This is a genomic window from Haloarchaeobius iranensis (assembly GCF_900103505.1).
Classification (GTDB): domain Archaea; phylum Halobacteriota; class Halobacteria; order Halobacteriales; family Natrialbaceae; genus Haloarchaeobius; species Haloarchaeobius iranensis.
The window spans coordinates 80,096-94,265 of record NZ_FNIA01000007.1; the positions used below are offsets into that span (position 1 = coordinate 80,096).

12 protein-coding genes and 1 pseudogene are annotated in these 14,170 nt (G+C 68.8%); 5 read left to right on the forward strand and 8 right to left on the reverse strand.

Annotated elements, in window-relative coordinates:
- Positions 1-35 precede the first annotated feature (35 nt).
- Together BLT27_RS07780 and BLT27_RS07785 are read right to left on the reverse strand one after the other, a co-directional pair.
- Positions 36-629 (reverse strand): GNAT family N-acetyltransferase, encoded by a 594-nt coding sequence (locus BLT27_RS07780; protein WP_089732577.1) that lies wholly within the window; start codon positions 627-629, stop codon positions 36-38.
- 140 nt (positions 630-769) lie between these two features.
- Positions 770-2,293, reverse strand: a complete 1,524-nt coding sequence (locus BLT27_RS07785; protein WP_089732579.1) for a hypothetical protein — start codon at positions 2,291-2,293, stop codon at positions 770-772.
- A 207-nt stretch (positions 2,294-2,500) separates the two neighbouring features.
- Between BLT27_RS07785 and BLT27_RS07790 the strand changes: the two genes are divergently transcribed.
- The 3 genes and pseudogenes from BLT27_RS07790 to BLT27_RS20495 form a co-directional block, all read left to right on the forward strand.
- Positions 2,501-3,277 (forward strand): SDR family NAD(P)-dependent oxidoreductase, encoded by a 777-nt coding sequence (locus BLT27_RS07790; RefSeq protein ID WP_089732581.1) that lies wholly within the window; start codon positions 2,501-2,503, stop codon positions 3,275-3,277.
- A gap of 121 nt (positions 3,278-3,398) precedes the next feature.
- Entirely contained in the window at positions 3,399-4,406 is a 1,008-nt protein-coding gene (locus BLT27_RS07795; RefSeq protein ID WP_089732583.1) for a TIGR04024 family LLM class F420-dependent oxidoreductase, read from the forward strand.
- Between the two features lie 63 nt (positions 4,407-4,469).
- Positions 4,470-4,796 (forward strand): annotated as a pseudogene (locus tag BLT27_RS20495) (histidine kinase N-terminal 7TM domain-containing protein); the annotation flags it as partial.
- 185 nt (positions 4,797-4,981) lie between these two features.
- Here the strand turns inward: BLT27_RS20495 and BLT27_RS20160 are convergent.
- Genes BLT27_RS20160 through BLT27_RS07825 form a run of 6 tightly spaced genes read right to left on the reverse strand, consistent with a single transcriptional unit; the run spans position 4,982 to position 11,537 of the window.
- On the reverse strand, positions 4,982-6,046 hold the full coding sequence (locus BLT27_RS20160) for an AbrB/MazE/SpoVT family DNA-binding domain-containing protein (protein WP_245707667.1): 1,065 nt from the start codon (positions 6,044-6,046) through the stop codon (positions 4,982-4,984).
- 2 nt (positions 6,047-6,048) lie between these two features.
- Positions 6,049-6,720, reverse strand: coding sequence for a phosphate signaling complex protein PhoU (gene phoU / locus BLT27_RS07805; protein ID WP_089732585.1), 672 nt, complete (start codon positions 6,718-6,720; stop codon positions 6,049-6,051).
- 4 nt (positions 6,721-6,724) lie between these two features.
- The gene (gene pstB / locus BLT27_RS07810) at positions 6,725-7,627 is read right to left on the reverse strand and encodes a phosphate ABC transporter ATP-binding protein PstB (RefSeq protein ID WP_089732587.1); all 903 of its coding nucleotides are present in this window, start codon (positions 7,625-7,627) and stop codon (positions 6,725-6,727) included.
- Entirely contained in the window at positions 7,620-9,230 is a 1,611-nt protein-coding gene (gene pstA, locus BLT27_RS07815; protein ID WP_089732589.1) for a phosphate ABC transporter permease PstA, read from the reverse strand. The genes pstB and pstA overlap by 8 nt, the downstream gene beginning before the upstream one ends.
- Entirely contained in the window at positions 9,231-10,334 is a 1,104-nt protein-coding gene (pstC, locus tag BLT27_RS07820; protein ID WP_089732591.1) for a phosphate ABC transporter permease subunit PstC, read from the reverse strand.
- A 51-nt stretch (positions 10,335-10,385) separates the two neighbouring features.
- Positions 10,386-11,537: a PstS family phosphate ABC transporter substrate-binding protein gene (locus BLT27_RS07825; protein WP_089732593.1), complete on the reverse strand. Its 1,152-nt coding sequence runs from the start codon at positions 11,535-11,537 to the stop codon at positions 10,386-10,388.
- A 327-nt stretch (positions 11,538-11,864) separates the two neighbouring features.
- Between BLT27_RS07825 and BLT27_RS07830 the strand changes: the two genes are divergently transcribed.
- Entirely contained in the window at positions 11,865-13,565 is a 1,701-nt protein-coding gene (locus BLT27_RS07830; RefSeq protein WP_089732595.1) for a thiamine pyrophosphate-binding protein, read from the forward strand.
- Positions 13,566-13,635: 70 nt separating this feature from the next.
- A complete protein-coding gene (locus BLT27_RS07835; protein WP_089732597.1) occupies positions 13,636-14,064 on the forward strand; it encodes an SHOCT domain-containing protein in 429 nt (142 codons plus the stop codon).
- Positions 14,065-14,170 lie beyond the last annotated feature (106 nt).

Consider the following 14,170-nt stretch of genomic DNA (forward strand, 5'->3'; position numbering starts at 1 on the left):
CGGCCTGATACGCCCCGGGGTGGCAGGAACAGCGGTCAGGCCCTGGCGGCGGGTGCGAGCTGGCTCTCGACGGCGGTCGGGCCGTCGAGCGGGAGGCGCATCTCGAGCTCGACGGCAGCTCGGTCGGCGACCTGGAAGCCGAGCTTGCGGTAGACGGCGATGGCGGTCCGGTTCTCGTTCGCGACGTTGAGCCGCAGCGCCCGGTGGCCCGCGGCGGCCGCGTACGCGATGGCGTGTCTGGTGAGCTCGGTCCCGAGTCCGCGGCCGTGGGACGCCGGGTCCACGTAGACCAGGAACTCCGGCTCCTCGCCGTCGTGTGGGGCGAACCCGGTGTGTCCGACGACCCGCTCACCGTCCCACGCGAGCAGGTTGGTGCCGCGTGCGTGGAGGGTCCGCAGCCAGTCACGAATCCCCCGCTCGCTGATCGGTGGGAGCCCCATCGAGCGGTGTTCCTGCGGGTAGTCCAGGTACATCTCGACGAGTTCCTCCGGGGTGTCGTCGGCGGCGGGAATCGGCTGTATCAGGTAGTTCGTCCCGTGCTTGCCGACGAACCGTGGACAGCGTGGCGGACAGTGAGTCGTCCCTTCACAGCCGTCCACGTTCCAGCCACCGCACGCGTTCGTTGCCATCCTGCGATCACTGTACACAGCTACGGGGCGGACCGAGGAGGGAGCTCGCCCGTCTATGTACGGGGTTTAAACATACGCGTGGCAGATGCGGTCCTCCAGAGTCGAGCGAGAGAACCAACGACACTGGCCGCAGCCGACACTCAGACCGACGACAGCTCGTGGTCGTCGTCGATGTCCTCGAGCAGCTTCCCGATGGTGTACTCCTCGGAGCCGGTCGGCGAGAGCACCATGCCCGCCAACTCGGCGTCGAGTTCGTCGACGTCCGCCCGCTCGGTCTCCCGCTGGAGTTCGGTGAACGCCACCATCGCATCGGTCGGTTCGTCGCTGTCGGGCGTCGACCCAGCATCCGCACCGAGGCCGGCGTCGGTCCCGTCCTCGTCGTCGAACGTGAACTCCTCGGACGAGCCGAACCCGCCGTCGACGCCGAACCCATCGCCGGTGTCCGAGTCGCCGTCCGTTCCGAGGTCGTCGGGTTCGAACGCACCGTCACGGGTCCCGAACTCGTCTTCGTCGGTGCTCCCGCCCGGCGAGACCGGCTCCGGAACGAAGTCGCCCGGTTCGCCCGGTCCGGTGGGGTCGACGGTGCTGGCGTCGTCGTCGACGGTTCCCTCGGCGACGACCGGCGCGTCCGAGTCCGCCAGCGCCGTCGCGGGTTCGACCGGGTCGGGGCTGTCGGTCGACGCTGGGCCCGGTGTGGCAGCGTCGCTCCCCTCCTCCGCCGTCGGCGACGCCGATTCGAACACGGTGGCCGCGAACTCGTCGGGGTTCGGGTCGGCCGACTCTGGCCGCGCCGCCCGTGCGGCGACCGCGCCCGTCAGTTCGGTCACGACCAGCCCGGAGACCCGGTGGTCGTCGCCCAGGGCCGTCACGATGCGTTCTGCCTGCCAGTTCGTCCCGATGGCCACGTCGAGGACGCGCCACGCGCCGCCGTCGCGGTCGTCCGCGTCGGCGTACAGCACCGAGAGCGCGTTCGTCAGGTCCTCGAGGACGGAGACCTCGCGCGCACCACGGTCCGCGGAGTCCACCGACAGCCGGAGGTGGTAGTACCGGTCGTGGTCCGCGTCCGAGCCGCCACCGACGATGGCGTCGGCCGCCTCGTTGACGACCGCCCGGGGCGGTGCGTCGAGGCCGTCCCCGGGGTCCGGGAGTTCGGCGAGCGTCGGGATGGTCCCCTCCTCGCGGCGGAATGCGCCGTCGGGTACGTGCTCGGCGACCGCCGACGTGCCCGCGCCGGAGCCGGCCCCCGTGAGCAGGGTCTCGTCGAGCACCTGCGGGTCGGCGTCGCGCCCGACCGTCCGGACGGACTCGACCGTCGGCGGCGTCAGCAGCGACAGCGCCGTCTCCGGCGCGTCGAGCCACACGGCGAGCACGACGCGACGCGACTCGCCCGGTGCGAGTTCGCCACGCCAGACGAGCTCGCCGCCGTCGTAGCAGGTCCAGCCGTCGCCGCCGTACTCCGGGTGGTAGCCGACACGGTCGGGCTCGACCGTCGCCGGCAGCTGCTCGACGAGCGTGACTTCCGTTCGTTCCTCGCGCTCCGACCGAAGTTCGTACGAGACGGCCGGTAGCGGTAGCGAGTCCACGTCGAGTCGTTTCGCGACGACGATGCCCCCCCGGGCGACCGTCATCCCGTGTCGACGGGTGTCCCCGTTCGTATGTTCCATTGATGCCCCCCTTCGCGTTCCACCCACATTTCAACTCTACAATAGTTATAACTTCCCTACAATTCCAGTGGGCCGAACTGTTGCTTTTACCGAGAATAAACCGGGAACGATTCGCACGGTGTTTCAGCCCGTCGCCTTCACCGACCTTTATTGCTCACAGTCCGTACGGTACGACAGCATGACACACGAGCATCTGGAGGCGGTTCGATGAGTACCGAACAGTTCGCGGTCGACGGCGACGTGGCCATCGTCACCGGGTCGTCGAGCGGCATCGGCCGGGTGATCGCCGAACGCTTCGCCGACGACGGCGTCGACGTGGTCGTCTGTTCGCGCGAACTCGACAACGTCGAGCCAGTCGTCGAGGGCATCGAGGACAGCGACCGGCCCGGTAGCGCGCTCGCCGTCGAGTGCGACGTGACCGACCGCGACGCCGTCGAGGCGCTCGTCGAGGCCACCGTCGAGGAGTTCGGGGGCATCGACGTGCTCGTCAACAACGCCGGCGCGTCGTTCATGGCGAACTTCGACGACATCAGCCCGAACGGCTGGCAGACCATCGTCGACATCAACCTCACGGGCACCTACCACTGCACGCAGGCCGCCGCAGAGCACCTGAAGGAGTCGAACGGCACCGTCATCAACCTCTCAAGCGTCGCCGGCCAGCAGGGCGCACCGTGGATGAGCCACTACGCCGCCGCCAAGGCCGCCGTCGAGAACCTCACGAAGACGCTCGCCTACGAGTGGGCCGACGACGACGTGCGCGTCAACTGCATCGCCCCCGGCTTCGTCGCCACCCCCGGCGTCGCCAGCCAGATGGGCGTCACCGCCGAGGAGCTCGACCGCGACGAGGTGAAACGCCGCATCGGTCTGAGCGAGGAGATCGCCGACATCGCGCAGTTCCTCGCCTCACCCGCGTCCTCCTACGTCGTCGGCCAGACCATCACGGCCGCCGGGCTGCCGGACATCATGGAGAACCCCGACGTCTGAGGAGTCGGCCCACGCCGGGTTCTTACGCCGGACCACGCCGAGTGCGTTCATCTCGGTTCCACGTTCTCTGCACGAAAATGGGGAGTAATCAAGTTCCCACGGCCCCAACTGCAGCAGTATCGTGACAGATTATCACGTCCATCTACCGGTCGCCGCACAGGATTCGGTGCAGGACTTCGTCGACATGGCGGTCCGCGCCGAAGAACTCGGGTACGACTTCGTCTGGCTGCCAGAGACGTGGGGACGGGACGCCGTCACCGTGATGACGAGCATCGCCCACGCCACGGAGGAGATCGGTATCGGCTCCTCCATCATGAACGTCTACTCACGGTCGCCCGCGCTGCTCGCACAGACAGCCGCGACGCTGCAGGAGGTCTCCGACGGGCGGTTCCGCCTCGGCATCGGCCCCTCGGGTCCGGCGGTCATCGAGGGCTGGCACGGCATCGACTTCGGCAACCCGCTCCGACGCACCCGCGAGTACGTCGACATCGTCAAGATGGTGCTCGAGGGGAAGGAGCTGGACTACGACGGCGAGTACTTCAACCTCTCCGGGTTCCGGCTGCGCTGTGACCCGCCCGAGCCGCGGCCGAAGGTCGACGCCGCCGGCATGGGCCCGAAGGCCGTCGAGCTCGCGGGGCGGTTCGCCGACGGCTGGCACGCCATCCTGTTCACGCCGGAGGCGATGCGCGACCGCCTCGAGGACTTCGACCGCGGGGTCGAGATGGGCGACGGCGACCGGAGCGAGCAGGACGTGACGCTCTCGCTGACCTGTGCTGCGCTCGACGACGGCGAACGGGCGCGCCACCTCACGAAGCAGCACTCGGCGTTCTACGTCGGCGCGATGGGCACCTACTACCGCGACTCGCTCGCCCGCCAGGGCTACGAGGACGAGGCCCACGACATCGCCGCGAACTGGATGAACGGCGACCGCGAGGCCGCACTCGACGTGTTCACCGACGAGATGCTCGACGACTTCACGGCCGCCGGGACGCCCGAGCGCGCTCGGGAGGAGCTGGCGAAGTTCGCGGCGATCGACGGCGTCGACAACATCAGCGTCGGCTTCCCGCGTGCCGCGTCCCGGGAGGAGATTCACGAGACCCTCGACGCGCTCGCGCCCGACCAGCGCTGACGCTCGGACCGCCGGAAGCTTGAGGCTGCTCTGCGGGCCACGTTGGCTCTGGTAGCCAACCAGATGTCCGATGTCCCCGCCCTCAGCGTCGCACTCGCGGCGGCGGCGGCAGCCGGTACCGCGTTCCTCTCGTTCGTCGGGTACCGCCGGAGGCACCGCCCCGTCGCTCGCACCCTCGTGCTCCTGGCCGGTGTGACCGCTGCCTACGCCGGCATCTACGCCGTCAGTCTCCCGGTCCCGGCCAGCTCCCTCCGCACCGTCCTCGGGACCGCGCAGTGGTTCACGCTCGCGCCGATTCCGGTCCTCTGGCCGTTCTTCGCGCTCGAGTACACGGGTCGGGTCGAGTTCATCACGCCACGTATCGCGGTTGCGCTCGGCGTCGTCCCGGCGCTGGCTGTCGCCGGGGCACGCTGCCCACTGGTCGCGAACGCAGTCAGCATCGCCGGTGGCTCACCGGTCGCCGGGTTGGACCTGCTCCCGTTCTGGCTCCCGGTGACGGCGGCGCAGCTGACGGACCGGACGACCCGTGACCGACACGCGGAACGGGACCACCACAGCGAGGCTTACCGTCGCCGTCAGGGGGTCGACTCGCCGTCGACGACCTCTCCGGTGTCCTCGACGTCGCCCACGCTGGCGGCACCGGCCCCGGTCGTCGTGGCCCCGAGCGCGGCCCGTGCGACGGCACGGCCGCCCTCCGCCGTTCGGGCCACAGAATCGAGCGCACGCAGGAGACGCGGGTCGGTGTCGGACGCAGTCTCGAACAGCGCCGTCTCGACGGTCTCCTGCTCCGCCGTGAGCGACTCGGTGCGCCCGAGCAGGTCGGTGACCTCGTCGACGGTCGCCCCGTCGAGCACCAGTTCGGTGGCGTCCTCGAGGAGCGTTCGAGCGTCGGTCGCGAGCGTCTCGAAGGAGTCGACGAACCCGTCCGGGAGCGGGCGCTCGACCGACTCGGCGACGCTGGCGACGATGACGCCCTCGTCCGCGAGTCGCTCGTACTCACGGGCGACCCGGCAGTGTGTGAACAGGTCGGGACGGCTCACCCCGAGGGCGTCGGTCTCCTCGAAGTCGCTGAGCGAGCGGTTGAAGTGCCGCACGACCATGCCCGCGAGCCGCTGGACCTCGGCCGCGCGCTCCCGGAGGTCGGTCGGACTGCCGTCCTCGCCGTCGACCAACGTTTCGACGGCGGACCGATGCAGCGACAGCGCCGTGAACTGCAGCTGGAGGACGGACTGCTGGACCGAGACGTCCGCGGCGTCGAGCAGGCTCCGGACGGTGACGGCTGCCTCGTCCGCGGCGACGACCTGGAGCCCGACGGTGTCACGGGCGACATTCGTTACCTGCCGCCGCTGGGCGTCGCCGAACCCGTCCGGCGCGGTCAGGGTTATCTCGTCGAAGCCCGCGGCGTACAGTCCCCGGAGGACCGTCGCTATCGTCTCGGGGGGCTCGCATCCGAGCTCGACGGTGCGCTCGGCGAGGCCCTCGCCGTCCGTCCGCGAGGCCCGAACGACGAGCGAGCCGTCGTCGTGGGTGTAGAGGTGGACGTCCTCGCCGGCCTCGATGTGGTGTTCGTGCGCCCAGTCCTTCGGCAGCGAGACCGTGTAGGTCGAGCCGCCGACCTTCTGAACCTTTCTCCGTTCCATTGTCAGTAGATGAGCGTCCGGTCGTTCTCGACCATGTACGCCGTCCGCGCCGCGATGTTCACCGCGTGGTCACCGATGCGTTCCAGATCACGGACCGTCAGGAGCAGCCGGGAGACGTCGTCGAGGACGCGCTCGACGGACCACGCGTCGGTGACGTGCTCTCGCTCGATGAGCGCCCGCACGAGCTGCTCGCTCGCCCGCAGTCCGTTCGCGTCCACCCTGTCGTCGCGGTCAGCCAGTTCGTAGCACGCCTCGACGTCCCGTTCTGCGTAGGCTGTCATCCCATCCTCGACCATGGCCTGTACGTCCTCCGCGAGGGCGACGACGTCGACTTCGGGGACGCTGCTGCGCTGTTCCGTCAGTGCGTACGTGCCGAGGTTCGACGCGAGGTCGCCGATGCGTTCGAGGTCGGTGATGATCTTGAACGACGCCGCGACGATTCGCAGGTCCGAGGCCACCGGCTGCTGGAGCGCGAACAGGTCGAGGCAGCGGTTCTCCAGGGCGACGTACGTCTGGTTCACCGCGTCGTCGCCATCGACGACCCGGTGGGCCGCCGTCTCGTCGCCGTCGAGAGCGTCCAGGGCCAGGGAGAGACGGCCGGTCACGAGGTCGCCCATCCCGGCCACCTCGGTTCGGAGGGTTTTCATCTCGTTCCGGAAGCCTTCGCGCGCCACGGTATCACCCGAACTTGCCGGTGATGTAGTCGTCGACGCGCTGGCTCTCGGGGTCCTCGAAGATCTTCTCCGTCCGGTCGTACTCGACCAGCTCGCCGCCGGTGAGGAAGACGGCGGTCTGGTCGGAGATGCGTGCGGCCTGCTGCATGTTGTGCGTGACGACGACGACCGTGTACTCCTCGGCCAGCTGCTCGATGAGGTCCTCGATCTTCGCCGTCGCGATGGGGTCGAGCGCGCTCGCGGGCTCGTCCATCAGGATGACATCCGGGTCGACCGCGAGACAGCGTGCGATGCAGAGCCGCTGCTGCTGGCCCCCGGAGAGCCCGAGCGCGTTGTCGTCGAGGCGGTCCTTCACCTCGTCCCAGAGCGCGGCCTGCTTCAGGCAGCGCTCGACGAGCGCCATCTCGCTCTCGCGGTCGTCGCGACCGATGAGCCGGGAGAGCAGGCTCGTGTCGAGGTCGCCGTGCTTGCGCGGCCCGTAGGAGATGTTGTCCTTGATGGACTTCGGGAAGGGGTTCGGCGCCTGGAACACCATCCCGACGCGCTTGCGCAGTTCGACGAGGTTGGTGTGGCCGCCGTAGATGTCCTCGCCGTCGAACTCGACGGACCCCTCGACGCGGGCGCTGGAGATGCGGTCGTTCATCCGGTTGAGCGAGCGGAGGAACGTCGACTTCCCGCAGCCGGAGGGGCCGATGAGGGCGGTGACGCTCTCCTCGGGGATGTCCATCGTGACGCGCTTGATGGCCCGCTCGTCGCCGTAGTAGACGTCGAGGTCCTCGACCGAGAGCTTCGCCTCGCCGGGGTACTGGTAGTCGCTCCAGGCGTCCTCGACCGTCTCCTCGCTCTCGCCGGCTGTGGTCAACTGGCTGTCCGTCCCGTCGGTGTCGATCTGTCTGTTGCTACTCATAGTGCAGTTTCCTCCGGAAGTAGAGCCGGCTAGCGACGCCGATGGCGTAGAGCCCGAGGACGACGAGCAGCAGGACCAGCGCGGTCCCCCAGCCGAACTCCTGGTTGCTGTATATCTCCGGGCGCGGGAACACCCCGGCCGTGATGGTGGAATACAGCTGGTACGGCAGCGCGCTCGCCGGTTCGAGCAGCGCCTGATTGGTTATGAACGGCGGCTCGGTGCTGAACGAGAACTGGCCGACGACGTTGGGGCTCGCGCTCGGGTAGGGTGCGCCGCCGAACACGAGCAGCAGCGGCGCGGTCTCGCCGGCGATGCGGCCGACGCCGAGGATGACGCCGGTGATGGTGCCGGGCATCGCCGCCGGGATGACGACGCTCCGGATCGTCTGCCACTTCGAGACGCCCAGCGCGGCGCTCGCGTCGCGGTACTCGTCCGGCACCGATTTGATGGACTCCCGGCTGGTGATGAGCACCAGCGGGAGCAGCATGAACCCGAGGACGAGCTGGCCGACGAAGATGGAGTTCCCGCCGCTGATCCGCGGGACGAGGAACGCCAGCCCGAACAGCCCGAACACGATGCTCGGCGTGCTCCAGAGGCCGTTCGTGGCGACTTCGACGACCTGCGTGAACCGCCCCTGTTCGGCGTACTCGGTGAGGAACACCGCGGCACCGACGCCGAGTGGCACCGCGAACAGCACCGCGCCGAACACCAGCCAGAGCGTGCCGACGACCGCGGGCATCACGCCCGGCGTCTCGACGAACAGGCTGCCCGTGACGTTCGTGACGAAGGGCACCTCGACGAAGGGGAAGCTGAGGCCGGTGAACGGGACGTTCAGGTGGCCGCCCGTGAGGCTCGCGCCGGTCAGGAACGTGTCGAGCCCGTTCTTGACGATGAACCAGATGAGCAGCGCCAGCACCGACAGCATGCTGAAGACGACGGTGGCGATGATGTAGAACGCGCCCGCCTCCCGTCCCTGCGCACCGAAGCCCTCCTTCGCCTTCCCGGCGCTCCACGCGCCGAGCAGCGTCGCGCCGGAGACGAGCAGCGGGATGAGCTCGCTCCCGGGGAAGATGGCCCCGGTCCACTCGGCCTCGTACACCCAGCTCGCATCGAACACGCCGGCGACGATGAGGCCTCCGAGAACGGCGAGCAGCAGTGCCGAGGGGACCGTGGAGCCGATGTCCTCGCGGGGCAGCGTCGCCGTCAGGAGCCCGACCGCGCCCATGACGAGCGCGACCGGCCCCCAGGAGAGCACCGTGTTGCCGAGGTACTGGAACGAGACGGCCATCCCGATGGCCGCCCAGAGCGTCCCGAAGACGATGCCGACGGGGAGCCCAGCCGTCGGCGACGGCGTCGTGTCGATGTAGCCGAAGCGCGAGAGGACGCCGATGCCGGCGACCCCCGCCGCCATGAGCAGCAGTGCGACGCCGAACACCGTCAGCACGGTGAGGCCGAGCACCGTCCGCGACTCGTCGATCCACTGGAACGTGGTGACCCACGTCGCGAGGAACGTCAGGAACGCGAGCCCCAGTACGGGCAGTGCGACCTGTCGACCGAGCGTCGTGTAGCCGGCACGCAGTTCTGTGTCCGCGGCGTTGCTCATCTACTGGTCACCTCCGAGCTTCCTGTGCATCCTCCACTCGATCCACTGGGAGGTGACGCTGAACAGCATCACCATGAAGAAGAGGACGACGCCCCCCGCGAACAGGGCGCTGAGGTGGATGCCGCTGGCGCTGGCGCCCTCGAACGCGATGACCGTCGTCAGCGTCTCGCCGTAGTTCGAGAACACGTCGAACGCCGGCGAGGGGAACCCCTTCGTGTGCGAGAGCATGACCGTCGCGGCCATCGTCTCGCCCATCGCCCGGCCGACGCCGAGCAGGACCGCTGCGGAGACGCCAGACAGCGCCGCCGGCAGGGTGACGCTCTTGGTCGTCTGCCACTCCGTCGACCCCATCGCCAGCGAGCCGCTCTTCATCGACTCGGGTACCGTCGAGATGGCGTCCTCGGCGACGGTGACGATCGTCGGGAGCGCCATCAGCCCGATCATGATGCCGGCCGCGAAGTAGCTCCCGATGGTCGGGGTGCGGAACTCCGTGTAGAAGTACTGGTTCAGGATGGTGAGCCCGATGAAGCCGTAGGTGATGGAGGGGATGCCGGCCATCAGCTCGATGCCGGGCTTGACGACCTCGCGGACCGTCGGGGGAGCCATCTCGCTGATGAAGATGGCCCCGGCGATGCCGAGCGGTGCGGCGATGGCAGTCGCGACGAGCGTCGTCAGCGCCGTCCCCATCATCATCGGGGTCAGCGAGTAGACGCCGCCCTCCGAGGGCGTCCAGAGCGGTTTCTCGATCCGCGTGAACACCCCGAGGCCCATGTGCTCGACGATGGCCATGGACTCCCACAGCAGGAAGCCGATGATGAGCGTCAGTATCGACACCGTCACGATGGTGGTGAGGAAGGTCAGCCCCATCGCCACCTCGGCCTGCTGGCGCTGCCAGCCGACCACGATGACGGCGACGAACGCGAGCAGGGGGATGACGGTCCACTCCGACCCGGCGAAGAACATCACGAAGGTCAGCAGCGTCGTGAACCCCGCCGCCGCGTGGAACAGCAGCGCCTCGTCGTCTGTTCGAGCGCGGTACGCCCGTGCCCGCCGGGAAACGCCCCGTACGAACTCGCCCGCGCGGTTCTGGATCTGTTGTAGCATTCGTACTGAAATATCGAAGGTGGTCAATTCCCGTCGTCGGGAACCGGGTCGTCAGTAGTTCGAGGCGTCGACCTTCTCGCGCTCGGTCTCCAGGCGGTCCTGCGGGAGCTTGAAGTAGTTGTTCCCGGCGACGAAGACCTCCTGCCCGAAGTCGCTGAGGCAGAAGTTGATGAACGCCGCCTCCTTGCGGCTGGTGTCCTCGTAGGTGTACGCGTGCAGGTCACGCGAGAGCGGGTAGTCGGCCGCACCCAGGTTCCGCCCGTACTCGTACAGGGTCCCGTCGATCTCGAGGCCGACGGCGGGCGTGTCCTCGGTCACGAAGGCGAGCGCGATGTACGAGATCGCGTTGTCGGCCTGCGCGATGGCCTGCTGGAGCTGCTGGTTCTGGCCGAAGCGCTGGTCCGGCTCGATGGGCGCCTCCGGGTCGCCGAAGACGTTCTGGCGGAACGCAGTGTCCGTCCCGGAACCGACCGCACGGCCGAGCGCGAGGATGTCGCGGTCCGGGCCGCCGAGCTCGCTCCAGTTGGTGATCTCCTGGTTGTAGATACCACGGAGCTCGTCGATGGTGATCTGTTCGACGCCTGCGTCCTTGATCTCCTGGCTCACGACGATGGGCTGGCCGTCGACGCCGACCACGTGGTCGACGAAGCCGTCGAGGCCCTCCGCGTCCGAGCCGAGTTCGGACTCGGCAGACGAGCTCGCGTCACCGATGTCGACGCGACCCTCCATGACGCCCTCGATACCCGTGCCGGAGTGGCTGAGCGCGATGCTCACGCGAAACGGCGGGTGGGAGCGCTCGCCGGTCGCCTCGTAGCCGTACTCGCTGGCGAAGAAGTCGGCGAGGCGCATGTCGGTGCCGTACTCCTCAGCCCAGTCGGACGGCCAGTAGTCGCCGTCGCCGGCCTCGGGGTTGGAGTTCCAGTAGCTCGCGGCGGTGTTCGTGATAGGGAACACCGTCGAGGAGCCGTCGCCGGTCAGGACTGTCGTGTCGAGCCCGGACTCGTTGCTGTCGTCGTCGTTCTGCGTGTCCTGGTCACTGTTCTCGGTCTCCGGAGCCTCGGTCTGGTCGCCGTCACCCTCGCCGTCGCTCCCGTCGCTGGACTGGGAACAGCCAGCCAGCATGGTGAGTCCAGCGGCCCCTGTGGAGACGAGGAACTTGCGACGTGATGCCACCTCTGCCAGACGCGTCGAGCCTTGCGTCATCAACTGGGCGAATACGTGTTTACTGTAAAGCGATTTATAATATCGCTACTCTTCGATGGGTTCTCCTCGCCAGTGGTACGCTTCGGGTTATACCGGTACGTACGGTATGTCGACATTGGGTCGGCTATTGCGGACTATGTAGGTGTCTGTATTGCCGGTCGCCGGCCGGTGATGGACCGGGAGCAGAATAATATTAGAACTGACATGTGGGCACTGACACCGGCGGGGTTCGGGGGCTCATGCCATCGGCTGTCTGCTCCCGGACTCGTGACCGTCGCGAGTGCCGCCGTGCCAACGATTTTCACTCCCCCCGCCGAGGAAGCAGATATGACCGAGTACACCGGTGCGGACCTGTTCGTCGACGGCCTCTCCGAGTACGGCATCGAGTACGTCTTCGGCAACCCCGGGACGACGGAGCTCCCGGTGATGAACGCGCTCGTCGACTCCGAGCTGGAGTACGTCCTGGGGTTGCACGAGGACGTAGCCGTGGGCGCGGCGGCGGGCTACGCGAGCGTCCGACGCCAGCGCGCGGACGAACTCGACGGGCTCCCGGCGGGCGTGGTGAACCTCCACGTCGCGCCCGGGACGGCCCACGGGCTGGGCAACCTCTACGGTGCCGCGATGGCGGGCGCACCGCTGGTCGTCACGGCGGGCAACCACGAGCGCGACTTCCGCGCCGAGGAGCCCATCCTCTCGGGCGACCTCGTCCAGCTCACCGACCAGTTCACGAAGTGGTCCGACGAGGTGCTGTCCGTCGAGGCGCTGCCCCGGATGCTCCGCCGGGCGTTCCGCGTCGCCTGTACCCCGCCGACCGGCCCCGTGTTCCTCGGGCTTCCGATGGACGTGATGCGCGAGGAGACGGAGCTGGAACCGGAGCCGATGGGCGGGACGGTTCCGAACCCCGGCCGGGGCGACCCCGCGGCCATCGAGGACGCGGCCGACGCCATCGCCGAGGCGGACAACCCGGTCCTCGTCGTCGGCGACCACGTCGGCCGCCACCGGGCCTGGTCCGGTGTCGAACCGGTCGACGCGGCCGTCGACCTCGCCGAGGCGGGCGGGCTGCGCGTCCACGGCGAGATTCTGGGCTACGAGGTGAACTTCCCGACCGACCACGAGCAGTGGGTGAGCCACGTCCCGCCCAGCGAGGACGTCGCCTCGACGCTGTTCCACACCGACACGCTCGTCTTCGCCGGCTGCTCGACGAACACGACGCTCTGGGGCCACGAGAACCCGCTCGTCCCCGAGGACGCGACGGTCGTCGACCTCACCGACGAGCCGTGGGAGGGCGGCAAGAACCAGCCCGCGACGGTCGTCACGGGCGACCTCGGCCACGTCATGGACGAGCTCGCCGACGCGGTGGCGGCCCGGGTCGACGAGGAGACGCGGGAGGAGCGGCTCGTGCAGGTCGACGCGATGAAACAGCTCGCGGCCCAGCAGATGGACGCGATGGGCGAGGACGAGGCACCGGCGGGCGACAGCCGGGGGTCGAAGGCCGACCTCGTCGACGCCATGAACAGCGTCGCGCCGGACGCGCTCGTGATGGACGAGGGCGTCACGGCACGCTACGCGCTGCTCACGCGCTGGGACCTCGCGCCGGGACACCTGTTCGGCAACAAGGGCGGCGGACTCGGCTATGGGCTCCCGGCGGCCGTCGGGGCGGCGCTCGCGGAGTCCGAGCGCGAGGACCCCCGGACCGTCTTCGGGTTCGTCGGCGACGGCTCCTACCTCTACTACCCCCAGTCGCTCAACACCGCCGCCAGACACGACCTGGACCTGACAGTCGTCGTCCCCGACAACCGGAACTACCGAATCCTGAAGGACAACACGGCGGCCATCTTCGGCGGCGACGTCGAGGACTACGAGTACGTCGGGATGGACTTCGAGCCGGCGGTCGACCTCGCGGCGAACGCCGAGAGCCACGGCGCGACCGGCTTCACGGTCGAGCACGGCGCGGAGCTGGAGGCGACCATCGCGGAGGCCGTCGCGGCCGAGGGGCCGACGGTCGTCGACGCGTTCGTCCACGACTGAGCCGTCGGGGGCGCTCCCGCGACCCGGCAACCACAAAACGATATGGTCGGGGCGGTCGAACAGCCCGGCTATGTCCGACAGAGGTAGCGGGTTCGACCCGGTCCACGGGGACTTCTTCGAGAAGCTCCCGGTCCTCGTGGTGTTCGCCACCCTGGCGGTCGCCATCGTCGGGAACGGGGTCGGGGCCTACGCCGTCACCGCACCGCTCGTCGCCCTCGGGTTCGTCATCGTTCTCCCGCTGTCGTTCCTGTTCAGGGACGACCTCCGGCGGCTGGTCGGCCGCGAGCCCGACCCGGAGGACGGGCCGGACCCGAAGAACGACGCCTTGGACCAGCTGCAGCGGATGTACGCCAGCGGCGAGCTCTCCGAGGAGGAGTTCGAACGGCGTGCCGCACGCATCCTGGAGAACGAGGACCTGGAGCGGGTCCGTTCGCGGGTCGAGCCCGGGCAGGGGCAGGCATCCGACGAGGAGCGCCGCGAGTCCGAGTTCGAGCGCTGAGCGCTGCCCGGCGCGGGCGGGTACTTACTTCACCTGACAGCGCAAACGGAGTGATATGACAGTGACGCAGCGAACCGCCGACCGGGGACTCCCGTGGTGAGCGACC